The organism is Bradyrhizobium sp. Ec3.3 (assembly GCF_000472925.1).
Taxonomy (GTDB): Bacteria; Pseudomonadota; Alphaproteobacteria; order Rhizobiales; family Xanthobacteraceae; genus Bradyrhizobium.
The window spans coordinates 39,024-54,466 of the sequence record NZ_AXAS01000016.1 but is presented as its reverse complement, the minus strand read 5'-3'; the positions used below and the strand labels follow the sequence as shown (position 1 = coordinate 54,466).

At 64.6% G+C, this 15,443-nt stretch carries 14 protein-coding genes; 3 read left to right on the top strand and 11 right to left on the bottom strand.

Annotated elements, in window-relative coordinates; translation table 11 throughout:
• Positions 1 to 112 precede the first annotated feature (112 nt).
• The 4 genes from YUU_RS0118050 to YUU_RS0118035 form a co-directional block, all read right to left on the bottom strand.
• Positions 113 to 2,041 (bottom strand): potassium transporter Kup, encoded by a 1,929-nt coding sequence (locus YUU_RS0118050; protein WP_027523660.1) that lies wholly within the window; start codon positions 2,039 to 2,041, stop codon positions 113 to 115.
• Between the two features lie 142 nt (positions 2,042 to 2,183).
• Positions 2,184 to 4,082 (bottom strand): potassium transporter Kup, encoded by a 1,899-nt coding sequence (locus YUU_RS0118045; protein ID WP_027523659.1) that lies wholly within the window; start codon positions 4,080 to 4,082, stop codon positions 2,184 to 2,186.
• Between the two features lie 169 nt (positions 4,083 to 4,251).
• Positions 4,252 to 5,082 carry a flagellar motor protein MotB gene (locus tag YUU_RS0118040; RefSeq protein ID WP_027523658.1) on the bottom strand — a complete coding sequence of 277 codons (831 nt, stop codon included), beginning with the start codon at positions 5,080 to 5,082 and terminating at the stop codon, positions 4,252 to 4,254.
• A gap of 22 nt (positions 5,083 to 5,104) precedes the next feature.
• Complete coding sequence (locus tag YUU_RS0118035; protein WP_027523657.1) at positions 5,105 to 5,878, bottom strand: motility protein A; 774 nt, start codon at positions 5,876 to 5,878, stop codon at positions 5,105 to 5,107.
• A gap of 459 nt (positions 5,879 to 6,337) precedes the next feature.
• Between YUU_RS0118035 and YUU_RS0118030 the strand changes: the two genes are divergently transcribed.
• A complete protein-coding gene (locus tag YUU_RS0118030; protein ID WP_027523656.1) occupies positions 6,338 to 6,628 on the top strand; it encodes a hypothetical protein in 291 nt (96 codons plus the stop codon).
• 74 nt (positions 6,629 to 6,702) lie between these two features.
• The gene (locus YUU_RS51065) at positions 6,703 to 7,404 is read left to right on the top strand and encodes a TerC family protein (protein ID WP_084801474.1); all 702 of its coding nucleotides are present in this window, start codon (positions 6,703 to 6,705) and stop codon (positions 7,402 to 7,404) included.
• A 19-nt stretch (positions 7,405 to 7,423) separates the two neighbouring features.
• Here YUU_RS51065 and YUU_RS0118020 read toward each other — a convergent pair whose 3' ends face one another.
• The 4 genes from YUU_RS0118020 to YUU_RS0118005 all read right to left on the bottom strand — a co-directional run bounded on the left by YUU_RS0118020 (position 7,424) and on the right by YUU_RS0118005 (position 11,972).
• Complete coding sequence (locus YUU_RS0118020; RefSeq protein WP_027523655.1) at positions 7,424 to 8,143, bottom strand: RraA family protein; 720 nt, start codon at positions 8,141 to 8,143, stop codon at positions 7,424 to 7,426.
• A 121-nt stretch (positions 8,144 to 8,264) separates the two neighbouring features.
• Positions 8,265 to 9,146, bottom strand: a complete 882-nt coding sequence (locus YUU_RS0118015; protein WP_027523654.1) for a phosphatidylcholine/phosphatidylserine synthase — start codon at positions 9,144 to 9,146, stop codon at positions 8,265 to 8,267.
• Positions 9,147 to 9,230: 84 nt separating this feature from the next.
• Complete coding sequence (locus YUU_RS0118010; RefSeq protein WP_256375280.1) at positions 9,231 to 9,935, bottom strand: phosphatidylserine decarboxylase; 705 nt, start codon at positions 9,933 to 9,935, stop codon at positions 9,231 to 9,233.
• A gap of 78 nt (positions 9,936 to 10,013) precedes the next feature.
• Positions 10,014 to 11,972, bottom strand: a complete 1,959-nt coding sequence (locus YUU_RS0118005; RefSeq protein WP_027523652.1) for an ABC transporter ATP-binding protein/permease — start codon at positions 11,970 to 11,972, stop codon at positions 10,014 to 10,016.
• 201 nt (positions 11,973 to 12,173) lie between these two features.
• Between YUU_RS0118005 and YUU_RS0118000 the strand changes: the two genes are divergently transcribed.
• The gene (locus YUU_RS0118000; protein ID WP_027523651.1) at positions 12,174 to 12,779 is read left to right on the top strand and encodes a TIGR00730 family Rossman fold protein; all 606 of its coding nucleotides are present in this window, start codon (positions 12,174 to 12,176) and stop codon (positions 12,777 to 12,779) included.
• A gap of 59 nt (positions 12,780 to 12,838) precedes the next feature.
• On the opposite strand, the gene YUU_RS0117995 is transcribed toward YUU_RS0118000, so the two are convergent.
• From YUU_RS0117995 to YUU_RS0117985, 3 genes are all read right to left on the bottom strand, one after another.
• On the bottom strand, positions 12,839 to 13,216 hold the full coding sequence (locus YUU_RS0117995; protein ID WP_027523650.1) for a VOC family protein: 378 nt from the start codon (positions 13,214 to 13,216) through the stop codon (positions 12,839 to 12,841).
• A 140-nt stretch (positions 13,217 to 13,356) separates the two neighbouring features.
• Complete coding sequence (gene cimA, locus YUU_RS0117990) at positions 13,357 to 14,955, bottom strand: citramalate synthase (RefSeq protein WP_027523649.1); 1,599 nt, start codon at positions 14,953 to 14,955, stop codon at positions 13,357 to 13,359.
• Positions 14,952 to 15,443 carry a GNAT family N-acetyltransferase gene (locus tag YUU_RS0117985; protein ID WP_027523648.1) on the bottom strand — a complete coding sequence of 164 codons (492 nt, stop codon included), beginning with the start codon at positions 15,441 to 15,443 and terminating at the stop codon, positions 14,952 to 14,954. Before YUU_RS0117985 ends, cimA begins: the two co-directional genes overlap by 4 nt.

Here is a 15,443-nt window from a genome sequence, read left to right as displayed (position 1 = left end):
CTGCCCCGGCCGGCGGCAACCTCGCCTCTCGGCACGCGAAAATCAAGCGCTACAAAGGCTTGAGCGATATCCCGGAACTTAAAGCTAAATCGCATGGCATTGAAGCGGAGCTTTAGATCGTCACCTGCGTTCCGACCTCGACCACCCGCCCGCTCGGGATCTGGAAATAGTCGGTGGCATCGTTCGCCGAGCGGCTGAGCGAGATGAACAGGCGGTCCTGCCAGCGCGGCATGCCCGAATGGGCGGCGGGCTTCAGCGCCCGGCGCGACAGGAAGAACGAGGTCGACATGATGTCGAACTGCCAGCCGAGCTTGCGGGCGATCGCCAGCGCCTTGGGCACGTTGGGCGATTCCATGAAGCCGAACTTCAGCGTCACCTTGGAGAAGGTCGGGCTGACCTGCTCCAGCTTGACGCGCTCGGACGGATCGATGCGCGGGGTCGTTGCGGTCTCGATGGTGAGAATGACATTCTTCTCATGCAGCACTTTGTAGTGCTTCAGACTATGCATGAGCGCGGTCGGCGCGCTCAGCGGGTCGGAGGTGAGGAACACGGCCGTTCCGGGCACCCGCTGCGGCGGCCGCTTCTCCAGCATCGCCACGAGGTCGGCGAGCGGGAACTCGAGCTTGCGCGACTTTTCGAACAAGAGCCGGCTGCCGCGTCGCCACGTGTACATCAGGAGGATCATGAGCGCGCCGAGCGCCAGCGGCACCCAGCCGCCCTCGAACACCTTGAGCAGGTTCGCCGCCAGGAAGGTCAAGTCGAGGCAGAGGAACGGAGCGATCAGAGCCGCAGCAGCAAGCGGCGACCACCTCCAGGCCTTCCAGATCACGACAAAGCCCATCATGCCCGTGACCACCATCGTGCCGGTGACGGCGATGCCGTAAGCCGACGCCAGAGCGCTGGAAGAACGGAACAAGAGCACCATCAGGATCACGGCAACCAGCAGCAGCTGGTTGATGCGCGGGATGAAGATCTGGCCGGAATGGGCCTCGGAGGTATGGCGAATTTCAAATCGCGGCAGCAGCCCGAGCTGGATCGCCTGGCGCGTCAGCGAATAGGCGCCGGTGATGACGGCCTGGCTGGCGATCACGGTGGCCAAAGTGGCGAGCACGACCATGCTGCCGCGGAGCCAGCCTTGCGGAAACAACTGGAAGAACGGGCTCACGATCGCGCCGGGGTCGTCCAGGACGAGAGCTCCCTGCCCCAGATAGTTCAGCGCCAGCGACGGCAGCACGATGAACAGCCAGGCGGTCTGGATCGGCCGCTTGCCGAAATGGCCGAGGTCGGCATAGAGCGCCTCGGCGCCGGTGACCGCCAGGAACACCGCACCCAGCGTGACGAACCCGATGATGCCGTGGTGGAGCATGAAGGACACCGCATAGAGCGGGTTCAGCGCGAACAGCACCTGCGGCTGCCGGAGAATCGGACCGATCGCCGCCACCGCGATCACCGCGAACCAGACGCACATCACCGGACCGAAGAATGCCGCGACGCGGGCCGTGCCGCGCGATTGCACGGCGAACAGGCAGACCAGGATCACCACGGTCAACGGGACGATGTAAGGCTCGAACGTCAGCGTGACGTCCTTCATGCCTTCGATGGCTGACAGCACGGAGACGGCCGGCGTGATCACGGCATCGCCGTAGAACAGCGCACCGGAAATGATGCCGAGCAGGACGATGGTCGCCCCGCCCGTGCCGACCGCGCGCTGGGCCAGCGCCATCAAGGCGAGCGTGCCGCCCTCGCCGTTGTTGTCGGCGCGGAGCAGGATCACGACGTATTTCAGCGTCACCACGATGACGAGCGCCCACAGGATCAGCGAGACCACCCCCAGCACAGCGACCGTCGTGGGCACGCCCTCCGCGCCCGACGCCGCCGTGACCGCCTCGCGGAACGCGTAAAGCGGGCTGGTGCCGATATCGCCGTAGACGACGCCGATGCTGCCAAGCGTCAGCGCGCCGAAGCCGGCGGTGGTGTGGGCATCGCCATGCCCATTGGCCGCCACCGTTTCCGGGGCGGGAACTGCGACTTCACTGGTCATGGGAGAGACTGTTGGCCTCTAAAAATGCTTCACTGCACAATGGCGGCAGAGAGCGCGCGGCTTATAGTCCTGCGCTACCGGCATAGCCTAGCGCGATTTCGGGCCCTTGCCATGCAAAAATCGCATAAGTCCGCCAATTTCGTCAAATAGTGACTTGGGTGCCGACTTCAACCACCCGTCCGGTCGGAATCTGGAAGTAATCGGTGGCATCGTTGGCGGACCGGCTGAGCGCGATGAACATGTGATCCTGCCACAGCGGCATGCCCGACTGTGCCGAGGCCTTCAGCGAGCGGCGCGACACGAAGAACGACGTCGACATGATGTCGAACTGCCAGCCCTGCTTGCGCGCAATCGCCAGCGCCTTGGGCACGTTCGGCTGTTCCATGAAGCCGAAGCGCAGCCGCACCTTGGAGAACTTGTCGCTGATCTTCTCCATCCGGAACCGCTCCGAAAGATCGACCCGCGGCGTGTGCGCGGTCTCGATCGTCAGGATCACGTTGTGCTCGTGCAGCACCTTGTTGTGCTTGAGATTGTGCAAGAGCGCGGTCGGCACGAAGGCGGGATCGCTGGTGAGGAACACCGCAGTGCCCTTGACGATGTGCGGCGGCCGCTTCTCCAGGCTCCGGATCAAATCGTCCAGCGGCACCTCGATGCGGCGGGTCTTCTGGAGCAGAATTCCCGTGCCCCGCCGCCAGGTCCAGATCGTCGCGGCCATGCAGGCGCCGAACAACAGCGGCACCCAGGCGCCTTCGAGCAGCTTGAGCAGATTGGCGCCAAAGAAGGTCATGTCGACGACGACGAAGGGCAGGATCACTGCCGCTGCGGTCGCGGCGCGCCAGTTCCACAGCTTCCAGATCACGACGAAGCCCATGATGCCGTCGGCGACCATGGTGGTGGACACCGCGATGCCATAAGCCGAGGCGAGCCCGCCGGGGGTGCGGAACAGCAGCACCAGCAGCATCACACCGATCAGCAGCAGCCGGTTCACGCGCGGCAGATAGATCTGGCCGGCGTGAGACTCGGAGGTGTAGCGGACCGCGAAGCGCGGCAAGAGGCCAAGCTGTACTGCCTGATAGACCAGCGAATAGGCGCCGGTGATCACGGCCTGGCTCGCGATCACGGTCGCCGCGGTCGCAAGTCCGACCAGCGGCAGCACCAGATGCTCGGGCACCATGCGATAGAAGGAATGTTCGATCGCGCTGGGATCGGACAGCACCAGTGCACCCTGTCCGAAATAGTTGATCAGCAACGCGGGCAGCACGAAGAACAGCCAGGCCGACTGGATCGGCTTGCGGCCGAAATGGCCGAGATCGGCATAGAGCGCCTCGCCACCGGTGACCGCGAGAAATACCGCGCCGAGGGTCACAAGCCCGATCGTGCCGTGCGTCAGCAGGAATTGCAGCGCGTAATAGGGATTGATCGCCGCCAGCACCGACGGATCGTCGGCGATGTGAACGAGGCCCATCACCGCGAGGCAGGTGAACCAGACCACCATGACCGGCCCGAAGGCGGAGGCAACCAGCGCGGTGCCCTTGCTCTGGACTGCGAACAGCACCACGAGGATGAAGACGGTGAGCGGCACGACATAGTGCTCGAAAGCCGGCGTCGCGAGCTTCAGACCGTCGACCGCCGACAGTACCGAGATCGCCGGCGTAATCATGGAATCGCCGATGAACATGGAGGCGCCGACGACGCCGAGCGCGAGCAGGAACCAGCTTCGACGCCCGAGCGCACGCTGGCCGAGCGCCATCAGCGAAAGCGTCCCGCCCTCCCCGTTGTTGTCGGCGCGCAGCAGCAGCAGGACATATTTGGCGGTAACGACGATCAGCAGCGCCCACAGGATCAGCGAGAGCACGCCGAGCACGATGACCCGCGAGACCGGCTCGCCATGGGCCGCGCCCCTGACCGCCTCGTGAAATGCGTAGAGCGGCGAGGTGCCGATATCGCCGAAGACGACGCCGATGCTTCCGAGCGTCAGGGCCCAAAAGCCCGCATGGGCCGTGGTCTCCTGGCCTTCGGTCGTGGTGATGCTCGCCGTCATAGGGGTGGAAAACGCTTCTTCCCTGAAATTGATCCGGCGCCTTTTGACGCTTCCTGCGCGCCTGTCAATCGCCCCAGCATAGCAGGCGCCGGCGCGGATGCTCTGACGGAGCAGCCACGGTCATCGCCGCGCGACGACATGCCTCAGGTAAAATGGTAACGCAAGGAATTTAGGGCTTCAGGTTCGGCGGCAGCGGCGGATCTTCGCGCATCAGGGTGATGGTCACGCGGCGATTGGCGGCCAGCGAGGGATCGTCGGGAAACAGCGGCTGGCTGTCCGCCTTGCCGGACACGGCGAAGATGTGCGAGGGCGGCAGCCCCTCACGCTCGAGGATCTGGCGCACCGCATTGGCACGGTCGGCCGAGAGGTCGAAGGCGCCGTAGTCGCTGCGGCTCGGCACGAAGCCCGCGGCGGTATGGCCGACGATGGAGACGCGCAGCGGCGTCGCCTTGAGCGGGACCGCCAGCTTCTCGATCAGGCGTCGGGTGCGGTCATAAGGCACCTTCGAGCCGTCGGCAAACATCGAGCGGCCGTCCTGGTCGACGATCTCGAGATTGAGACCCTGCTTGGTCTCCTCGAACATGATGTGCTTGGACATCTCGGTGAGTTCGGGCAGGTCCTGAAGCGCCTGGCGGAGCGAGGCCGCGGCAAGCGCGAAGTCGCGATCGACCTTGATCTTCGCGCCCGAAGTGCGGTCGCGATCCTGCTGATCCGGGGTCGGCGTGTTGGAGGCGTCCTCGGGCTGGATGTGATCGACGTTCTTCAGCTTGGGACGCGTGGGCAGGCCGTCGGATTCGATGATGCCGGCATAGCGCGCCTCGCTCTGGATGCCGAAGGCGTCGCGCATGGAGCCTGCGACGATCTTGAGCTTGTTGGCGTCTTGCGTGGAGAACGCGACGAGCATCACGAAGAAGCTCATCATCAGGCCCATCAGGTCGGCGAAAGTCACGAACCAGCCGTGACCGCCTCCATGTGCATCGCCGCGCTTCTTCTTGGCCATGTCCTAAACCCGGCGTGGCTGATCAGGCCGGCACCGGCTCGCCCTCAGCATGGCGATGCTTCTCCGGCAGGTAAGCCAGCAGCATTTCGCGCACCAGGGTCGGGCTCTTGGAGTCGCGGATCATCAGGATGCCGTCGATGATCAGCGTGCGGTTAGTCTCCTCGTCGAGCAGCTTGCCGTGCAGCTTGTCGGCGATCGGCAGACAGAACAGGTTCGCAACCAGCGCCCCGTAGAGCGTGGCCAGCAGCGCGGTCGCCATGAACGGGCCGAGCTTGGAGGGGTCGGTCATGTTGGCGAACATCTGCACCATGCCGATCAGGGTGCCGATCATGCCGAAGGCCGGGGCGCAGTCGCCGATGGCGCGATAGATCTTGCTGCCCTCGTCCAGATGCATGAGGAAATTGTCACGATCGCGCTCGAGATTGTCGCGGATGAAGTCGAGGTCGTAGCCGTCGGCGACGTAGCGGATGCCCTTGGCGAGGAACGGCTCGTCGGTCTCGACCTTTTCCAGACCCACCGGACCCTGCTTGCGGGCGATCTCGGCGATGCGGGCGAGCTCGTCGACGAGATCGTGCGCCGACAGCCGGCTCATGGTGAAGGCGAACTTGGCGCCGAGCGGGAGGCCGTGCACCAGCGCGCTGAGCGGAAAGCGGATCATGGTCGCGGAGATCGAGCCGCCGAAGATGATGATCATCGCATGTTCGGAGATGAACATGTGGAGATCGCCACCCATGATCATCATGACGGCGATGACAGCGAAACCCGCCGCAAGCCCAACGCCCGTCATGATATCCATGGGAGACTCCAACCCGCACGCCACACACCGGCCGTCATGGCCGGCGGCGCAGCCCAACCCCGAACCGCGTTGGAGGAACCCTAAAGAGCTGCCATTAAAGACGCGTAAAGGTTAAGTGCGGCCTGCCTCGATCCGGCCACATCGCCGGGCTCATCGCGCGGGCGAATTGCCGCAAGGCCATTCCGATCGCAAGACTTTGCTAACCATAGTCGGCTGGCCTGGGGCAAAACCCGTCAAGTTAAGGCTTAGCGCGCGCAGGCGCACGCCTCTGTGTGCGGCGCTGCGCCACGCCTCGCGAGCGGCGCGAACTCTCCCCGGCAGGGCCTCGTTTTGTTATCCTGACAGCGTGGCTGCGATGCGACCGTTGATCCTCATGTGGACGTTGAAAGGGACAGGATGTCTGCCTCCAGTCCAGATTGGTTCACGCGACACGCTCCCTCGCTGGAGCCGTTCGGAACGTTGGCGCTGTTCGGCCTCCTCACCATCGCCCCCGCTATCCTAACGCTGCGCACGGTTGAGCCGGAACTCGTTCTCCCCGCGTTCAGCGTCCTGCTCCTCGCGGAAGCCGCCGTCACCGGCATCGTTGCGCATCTGATGCACATTCCGGAGAATGCGGCGGATATAACCTTATGGGATTTCGCCGGCGCACTCACTCTGATCGGTTGCGCCGCTGCAGTATTCGGCGAGCCGGATCAAGCCGCCCTGTTCCTTGAGGAACAGGCCGAGCTGCGTTCGGTCTCACGACCCTAGTCGATCGTTACCAGGCCGGGCCCCTCTGGCAGCCTACGGGCTGCGATGTCGGACTGGAGTCAGGCGGGTGGCCCATGTCCGAACTCCTCAACATCGATGCCCTCACCGCACTCCTTCAGGTCGTTGTCATCGATCTTGTACTCGCCGGAGATAACGCCATCGTCATCGGCCTTGCTGCGGCCGGCCTGTCAGATACCCAACGAGGCAAAGCCATTCTGATCGGCGTCCTGGCCGCGACCGTGCTTCGCATTCTGTTTGCGGTATTGACCACACAGATCATGCAGATCGTCGGCCTTCTCCTGGCAGGCGGCATCCTGCTGTTGTGGGTGTGCTGGAAAATGTGGCGCGAGCTGCGCACGTCGTCGAGCGATGAAGACGCCAACACCACCGAGGTCGACACAAAACGCGAGCCGGGAAAGACACTTTTCCAGGCCATATCGCAGATAGTCGTCGCGGACGTCTCAATGTCGCTCGACAACGTTCTGGCTGTTGCCGGCGCAGCGCGCGAGCAGCCTGTGATTCTGATCTTCGGGCTGACCCTCTCCATTGCGATGATGGGTGCAGCCGCCTCACTCATCGCAAGGCTGCTGCAGCATCAACGCTGGATCGCCTATGTTGGCCTGCTCGTGATTGTCTATGTCGCGGTCGATATGATTTTTCGTGGGGTCGCCGACATCGTGGAGGTCGCCGCAAGCCTGACGCCTGTCGCGACCGGAGGAGTTGCGCGTAACTCGCTCCGCCCGCGCTACTTCCGAACGATATTGCGGCGAACGTGAAGGCGATCGGCCGAGGCTATCAGTGAATCTCCGCCGAGCGCTTCAGCGCGGCCTTCAGCTTCTCCAGCGAGAAGTCGGGGCTGCGCGCGATCTCCAGGATCGGAGTCTCGCGGCGGCCGCACAGCTCCGCGGCTTCGGGGAGCTTGGCGGCGACGTCGAGCGGGATCACGATCGCGCCGTGCTGGTCGGCGTGGATGAGATCATCCGACTTCACGGTCATGCCGGCGACCCGCACCTCGCCGCCAAAACTTTCCGCATGCACCCAGGCATGTGACGGGCCGATCGAGCCGGCGAGCGCCTGGAAGCCCGGCGCCCATTGCGGGATATCACGGATCGAGCCATCGGTGACGACGCCGAGGCAGCCGAGCGCCTTGTGCACGTTACTTTGCACCTCGCCCCAGAACGCGCCGTAGCCGACGTCCGCGCCGTCGATGTCCTGGATCACGGCGATGCGCGGCCCGTGGCCGGTGCCGACATATTCGTAATAGTCGATGCGGCGCTTGGCCTGCTCTTCCGCGGGAAGCGAGGATTTCAGCACCGAGCGGATCGTCACCGTACGCGCGTAGCCGACGATCGGCGGCAGATCAGGGAACGGGCAGACCAGCGGCTTGGTGGTGAAGCCGATCAGCCGCCGCTCGGGGGCCACGATCTCCATGGCGTTGCAGATCGTCGGCGTGTCGTAGCGGCCGAGCGCTTCGAGGACGGATGCAGGCAGCGGCCCGGTTGCGGATGTCGTCACGGCGTTCTCTCCCCTGTTGGCCACGGCTGTTTCGCATGCGCCGCGGACCCAAGGCGATATAGCCGAGATCGGGAGTCAACCCAACGCGCGCGCCTTCATGGCAGATATCCGCGAGCGCCGTCTAATGCAGCCGCTCGGGCCGGTCGTCGTGCGGGGGTTCCGGCAGGTTCGGCGACAGCGTCGGCGCGGCACCCGGCGGCGTGACGCCAACCGGTCCCGGTGACGCAGCGGCGTACGCACGCGCCTGCTTCTGATACGACCTCCAGCCCAATGGCAGGGCCAGGAGATAGAGCACCGAGCCAGCCAGCAGGATGTACCAGGGATAGCTGATCAGGAGCGCGATGAAGAAGATCACGCCGACGAACAACGGCAGCACCAGCTCCGGCGGCACGCGCATGCGCACCGTCTTGCCGGAGAACACGGGCAGCCGCGACACCATCAGGAAGGCGATCAGCAGCGTGTAGCCGGCCGTCACCGGCGCGGGCCAGCGCCCAAGATCCAGGAACGCCGCATAGATCGGCAGCAGCACCGTGATCGCACCGGCAGGCGCCGGAATGCCGGTGAAGTAATTCGAGGCAAACGGCGGCTTGTTGGGATCGTCCATGGTGGCGTTGAAGCGCGCGAGCCGCAAGCCGCCGGAGATCGCGAACACCATGGCCGCGATCCAGCCTGCGTTGCGCAGCTCGTGAAGCTCCCAGAAATACAGCATCAGGCCGGGCGCCACGCCGAAATTGACGAAGTCGGCGAGGCTGTCGAGCTCGGCGCCGAATTTCGACTGGCCCTTGATCATCCGCGCGATGCGGCCGTCGATGCCGTCGAGGGCCGCGGCGAACACGATCGCATAGACCGCAAGCGTCATCCGCCCTTCGATCGACAGCCGGATCGAGGTCAATCCGGCGCAGATCGCCAGCAGTGTAATGACGTTGGGCACCAGCATCCGCACCGGAATCGGGCGGAACCGCCGGCGGCGCACGTCGGGATTCTTGAAGTCGTAGGGCGTCATGGCTTTGACCTCGCTTCCCCGGGATATAGCAAGCCGCCCCGCCTCCCGCCAATGCGCCCGCGGGACCTTTCGCCGCTGTAATAGTTAATTGGCGCGGTAGGACCGGCCGGTGTCGTCAGCGACAATATCGGCCAAAACCGTCTCGCCGGCGATCGCGGTCTGGCCTTCCGAGACCAGCGCCCGGGTGCCGAGCGGCAGATAGACGTCGAGTCGCGAGCCAAAGCGGATCAGACCGAACCGCTCGCCGGCGCCGATCGACTGGCCCTCCTTGACGAAGCACACGATGCGCTTGGCGATGAGGCCGGCGATCTGGACGACGCCGATCCGCCCTTGCGCCGAGGAGATCACCAGCGAGTTGCGCTCATTGTCCTCGCTCGCCTTGTCGAGCTCGGCATTGATGAACAGGCCGGGCCGGTAGGCGATGCGGTCGATGCGGCCTGCGATCGGGGCACGATTCACGTGGCAGTTGAACACGCTCATGAAGATCGAGACCCGCGGCAGCGGCCGGTCGCCGAGCCCGAGCTCGGCCGGCGGCAGCGCCATCGTGATCATCGAGACCCGCCCATCGGCCGGCGATACCACGAGCCCCTCTCGCACCGGCGTCACCCTGACGGGGTCGCGGAAGAACAGCGCACACCACACCGTGAGCACGGTGCCGATCCACCCCAGGGGCGACCAGAGCCAGAACAGGAGGAGGCTCACCAGCGCGAAGATGCCGATGAAGGGATAGCCTTCCTTGTGGATCGGCGGGATCTGCCGTTGGATCGAATCGAGAATGGACATCGCTATCTGCCGCCTGGGGTTGCTGGCGCGCGGTCACCTCGCGCGCGGGAGAGGTTTAGGCCAGAGTTGGGACCATAGACAAGGTCACTCGGCGGCCGCCGGCGTCGTGAGGACGTCATCGACCGGCGGCGGCTCGCGGTTCGGTGCCTCGCTGGACTCGGCGATCTTGGCGAGCTTTTCGCGTGCGGCCTCCGCCTCGCGCTGCCTGTTCCACATGCTGGCATAGAGCCCGCCGAACGCCAGCAGGCTGGCATGCGTCCCCCGCTCCGCGATGCGGCCCTGGTCGAGCACGATGATCTCGTCGGCACCGACAATGGTCGAAAGCCGGTGCGCGATCACCAGCGAGGTGCGATTTTTCGAGACGCGGTCGAGCGCGCCCTGGATCTCGTGCTCGGTGTGGCTGTCGAGCGCCGAGGTCGCCTCGTCCAGCACCAGGATCGGCGGTGCCTTCAGCACGGTGCGCGCGATCGCCACGCGCTGCTTCTCGCCGCCGGAAAGCTTCAGGCCGCGCTCGCCGACCTGGGTCTCATAGCCCTTCGGCGCCATACGGATGAAATTGTCGATCTGCGCGAGCCGCGCCGCCTGCTCCACGTCCGCATCGCTCGCATCCCACCGGCCGTAGCGGATGTTGTAGCGGATGGTGTCGTTGAACAGCACGGTGTCCTGCGGCACCATGCCGATGGAGGCGCGCAGCGAGCCCTGGGTGACATCGCGGATGTCCTGGCCGTCGATCAGGATCTTGCCGCCGGAGACGTCGTAGAGGCGGAACAGGAGCCGCGAGATCGTCGACTTGCCGGCGCCAGACGGCCCCACGATCGCAACCGTCTTGCCGGCCGGCACCTCGAAGCTGATGCCTTTGAGGATCGGCCGCGCCGTCTCATAGGCAAAACGCACGTCCTCGAAGCGCACGGCGCCTGCGGACACCACCAGCGGCTTGGCGTCCGGGGCGTCCTTGATCTCGGCCTCCCGCGACAGCACGTTGAACATCTTCTCGATGTCGATGATCGCCTGCTTGATCTCGCGATAGACCATGCCCATGAAGTTCAGGGGCTGGTAGAGCTGGATCATCATGGCGTTGACCAGCACGAAATCGCCGACCGTGTTGCGCCCGCTTCGTACGCCGATCGCGCACATCAGCATGGTTGCCGTAAGTCCCATGGTGAAGATCACGGCCTGGCCGGTGTTGAGCACCGCGAGCGAGGTGTAGGTCTTGACGCTCGCCTCCTCGTAGCGCTCGACCGAACGGTCATAGCGCTGCGCCTCGCGCGCCTCGGCGCCGAAATATTTCACGGTCTCGTAGTTGAGCAGCGAGTCGATCGCCTTGGTGTTCGCCTCGGTGTCGGAATCGTTCATCTTGCGGCGGATGCCGATCCGCCATTCGGTGGCGATGTAGGTGTAGTACATGTAGATCACGACGGTGATCAGGGTCGCGACCACGTAGCGCCAGTCGAACTGCCAGAACAGCACGGCCATCAAGAGCGACACCTCGACGATGGTCGGGATGAGCTGCAGGATCACCATGCGCACGATGACCTCGATGCCCTCGCGGCCGCGCTCGAGTACGCGCGTCAAGCCGCCGGTCTTGCGCTCGAGGTGAAAGCGCAGCGACAATTCGTGCATGTGGATGAAGGTGATGGTGGCGAGCTTACGCACCGCGTGCATGGCGACGCGGGCGAAGATGCCGTCGCGCCACTGCGTCAGCACCGCCATCAAGATACGCGTCGCGCCGTAGCTTGCGGTGAGGACCAGCGGCGAAGCGATCACCCAGAGGTGCCAGTTGGAGGCTTCCACCGGCGCCGTGTTCGCGCCGGTCAGCGCATCGGTCGCCCATTTGAAGGTGAAGGGCACCGATAGCGTGATGAGCTTGGCGATGAGCAGCAGCACCATCGACCAGACCACGCGCATCTTCAGGTCGATGCGGTCGCTCGGCCAGATATAGGGCCACAGATGCGCCAGCGTTCCAGCCAGGGTCGCCCGCTCCGCGGAGCTGCGCGCGGCATCAGGGACGTCGCCGCCGGCAGGGGACGAATGAGGGTGAGCCATAGACAACCTTGGAAGACCCGCCGGATGCGAGCCCGTTTGCGATTAACCGATTTCGCCCTCATATAGAGGCTTCGGGCCAGCCGCGCACCCCACCAGACGGCTATTCTCGATTGTTTGTCGTGATTTACCGGTAGAGTCCCGGGGGCTTGCGAATCACCGATTGGACTTGACGCCCTTTCGCTGCAATGCATCATGGGTTCAATGAGCACTCTAAAAACCGTCTGTGTCTATTGCGGCTCCGGCCCAGGAACCAATCCCCGTTTCATCGAAGGCGCCAAGGCGCTCGGCAAGGCGCTCGCGGAGAGCAACGTCCGCCTCGTCTATGGCGGCGGCGCGCTCGGCATGATGGGCGCAGTCGCAACCTCCGTGCTCGACCACGGCGGCACCGTCACCGGCATCATCCCTGACTTCCTGCGGATGCGCGAGAATGCGCTGACCCGCGTGCAGGAGATGGTCGTCACGCCCGACATGCACGAGCGCAAGCGGCTGATGTTTGAACGCTCCGACGCCTTCGTGGCGCTGCCCGGCGGCATCGGCACGCTGGAGGAGTTGGTCGAGCAACTCACCTGGAAGCAGCTCGGCCGTCACGCCAAGCCCGTGCTGCTCGCCAATATCGACAATTTCTGGGAGCCACTGTTCTCGCTCTTGTCGCACATGCGCCAGACGGAATTCATCCGCGCCGGTTTCAACGTCGACATCCTCATGGCCGACAAGGTCGAGGATATCCTGCCGAAACTGAAGGCGGCTGCCGCGCAGGTGGCCGAGGCGGAGAAGAACCTCGCGCCGGAAGTTGCGCGGAAGCTGTAGAGCATGATCCGGAAAAGTGTGAAGCGGTTTTCCGAAAAGATCATGCTCAAACGATAATCTTATTCGCTCGGAAACGTCACCGCCTCGATGCGATTGCCGTCGGGATCGGTAACGAAGGCCGCGTAATAGCGCACGCGGTCATGCGGGCGGAGGCCCGGCGCACCGTCGGAAGCGCCGCCCGCCGCAAGCGCTGCGGTGTGAAACGCATCGATTTCGACAGTCGACTTCGCCCGCAGGCAGATGTGGACGCCACTCTCCCGTGCTACGGGCGGCATGCCGGCGCGCAAATTGATCCAGAATTCCGGATAGGCCTTGCCGAAACCGACCGTCCCCGGCCGGCTCATCAGGCGCGTGAGCCCGAGGGCGCCAAGTGTCGCCTCATAGAATCTTGCGGAGCGATCGAGATCGCTGACGCCGACGGAGATGTGGTCGATCATGTCTTCGTCCCCTCCTCACCTCCGCTGTCATCGCCCGGCTCGACCGGGCGATCCAGTATTCCGAGACGCCCGAGAGCTACTGAGAAGCCGCGGCGTACTGGATACCCCGCTTTCGCGGGGTATGACGGCCGTCGCGGGTCTTACGCCGGCGCGCCTGACTTCACGAGCTTGTAGATCACCGAATCCATCAGCGCCTGGAACGAGGCGTCGATGATGTTGGGCGACACGCCGACCGTGGTCCAGCTGTCGCCGTTCTCGTCCTCGCTCTCGATCAGAACGCGCGTGACCGCGCCGGTGCCGCCGTTGAGGATACGCACGCGGTAGTCGATCAGCCTCAACCCTTCGATGTATTTCTGGTACTTGCCGAGGTCCTTGCGCAGCGCGACGTCGAGCGCGTTGACGGGGCCGTTGCCTTCCGCCGCCGAGATCAGGCGCTCGCCGGCGACGTCGACTTTCACCACGGCGAGCGCAACGGTGACGCGCTCACCAAGCGCGTTGTAGCGCTGCTCGACATTGACGTCGAACTGCTCGACCTCGAAATAGTGCGGCACCTTGCCGAGCGTGCGGCGCGCCAGCAGCTCGAACGAGGCGTTGGCGGATTCATAGGCGTAGCCCTGCGCCTCGCGCTCCTTCAGCTCCTCGACCAGCCGCGTCAGTTTCGGATCGCTTTTCTCGTAGGCAATCCCGGCGCGATCGAGCTCGGCGATGACGTTGGAGCGCCCGGCCTGGTCGGAGACCAGCACCTTGCGATGATTGCCGACGGCCTCCGGCGCCACATGCTCATAGGTCTGCGGATCCTTCAGCACGGCGGAGGCGTGAATGCCGGTCTTGGTGACGAAGGCGCTCTCGCCGACATAAGGCGCGTGCCTGTTCGGTGCGCGATTGAGCATGTCGTCGAGCGTGCGCGAGACCTTGACGAGGCTTGCGAGCTTTTCGCCCGTCACACCGATCTCGAAGACGTCGGAAAATTCCTGCTTCAACCTCAAGGTCGGGATCAGCGAGCAGAGATTGGCGTTGCCGCAGCGCTCGCCAAGCCCGTTGAGCGTGCCCTGGATCTGGCGCGCGCCGGCGCGCACGGCTGCGAGCGAGTTCGCCACCGCCTGCTCGGTATCGTTATGGGCATGGATGCCGACGTGATCGCCGGGGATGTGCTTGATCACCTCGGTGACGATGCTTTCGACCTCGTGCGGCATGGTGCCGCCATTGGTGTCACACAGCACCACCCAGCGCGCGCCGGCCTCATAGGCTGCCTTCGCGCAGGCGAGCGCGAAATCCGCATCCTCCTTGTAGCCGTCGAAGAAATGCTCGCAATCGAGCATCACCTCGCGACCGGCCTTCTTGGCGGCGCTGACGCTGTCGCGGATCGAGGCGAGGTTTTCTTCTTTCGTCGTCTCGAGCGCGACGCGCACCTGATAGGCGGAGGATTTTGCGACGAAGCAGATCGCGTCCGCCTTCGCTTCCAGCAGCGCGGCGACGCCGGGGTCGTTCGACACCGATCGCCCCGCCCTCCGCGTCATGCCGAAGGCGGTGAAGCGCGCCTGCGCGAACTTCGGCTTCTCGGCGAAGAATTCCGTATCTTGCGGATTGGCGCCGGGATAGCCGCCCTCGACATAGTCGATGCCGAGCTCGTCCAGCATCTGCGCGATGACCTGCTTGTCGGCAAGCGTGAAATCGACACCGTTGGTCTGCGCGCCATCACGCAGCGTGGTATCGAACAGATAGAGGCGCTCCTTGCTCATTGCGGCGCTCCGAGCGTCTTCTTCATGGTGGTGTTGGCGAGCCATTCGTCGTTGATCGTCACGCTGTTACGCTGCTGGGCGGTATAGCCGCGCTTGGCGAAGAAGCCCTGCGCGGTGTCGCTGGCATCGACCGTCAGGCTCGTGGCGCCGCGGCCGCCGGAAAGCTTCTCCAGCGCATCGACCAGCAGGGTCGCGATGCCCTGGCCGCTCACCGCCGGATGCACATAGAGCATACTGATGTGATCGTTGCCCCGCAGCGAGGCAAAGCCGACCGGCGATCCATCGAGCGTTGCGACCAGCGTCAGGTCGGAGGCGAGCCGGCGGCCGAACTCGTCCTCCTCCGCAGCCGCCATCCAGGCTTCCTGCTGCGCCTCGCTGTAGTCGTCGCCGGTCAGCTCCTCGATCGCGGATGCGAAGATCGCGGCAACGACCGGGACATCGGCCGGCAGGAACGGCCGCAGCGCGGGCTTCGGCAAAGTCTGTCCCAT

Bases quoted from the DNA above. Each gene is read 5' to 3' on its own strand.
- YUU_RS0118050 (WP_027523660.1), bottom strand. From the start codon at position 2,041: ATGACCAGTGAAGTCGCAGTTCCCGCCCCGGAAACGGTGGCGGCCAAT.
- YUU_RS0118045 (WP_027523659.1), bottom strand. From the start codon at position 4,082: ATGACGGCGAGCATCACCACGACCGAAGGCCAGGAGACCACGGCCCAT.
- YUU_RS0118040 (WP_027523658.1), bottom strand. From the start codon at position 5,082: ATGGCCAAGAAGAAGCGCGGCGATGCACATGGAGGCGGTCACGGCTGG.
- YUU_RS0118035 (WP_027523657.1), bottom strand. From the start codon at position 5,878: ATGGATATCATGACGGGCGTTGGGCTTGCGGCGGGTTTCGCTGTCATC.
- YUU_RS51065 (WP_084801474.1), top strand. From the start codon at position 6,703: ATGTCCGAACTCCTCAACATCGATGCCCTCACCGCACTCCTTCAGGTC.
- YUU_RS0118015 (WP_027523654.1), bottom strand. From the start codon at position 9,146: ATGACGCCCTACGACTTCAAGAATCCCGACGTGCGCCGCCGGCGGTTC.
- YUU_RS0118005 (WP_027523652.1), bottom strand. From the start codon at position 11,972: ATGGCTCACCCTCATTCGTCCCCTGCCGGCGGCGACGTCCCTGATGCC.
- YUU_RS0118000 (WP_027523651.1), top strand. From the start codon at position 12,174: ATGAGCACTCTAAAAACCGTCTGTGTCTATTGCGGCTCCGGCCCAGGA.
- YUU_RS0117995 (WP_027523650.1), bottom strand. From the start codon at position 13,216: ATGATCGACCACATCTCCGTCGGCGTCAGCGATCTCGATCGCTCCGCA.
- cimA (WP_027523649.1), bottom strand. From the start codon at position 14,955: ATGAGCAAGGAGCGCCTCTATCTGTTCGATACCACGCTGCGTGATGGC.
- YUU_RS0117985 (WP_027523648.1), bottom strand. From the start codon at position 15,443: ATGGGACAGACTTTGCCGAAGCCCGCGCTGCGGCCGTTCCTGCCGGCC.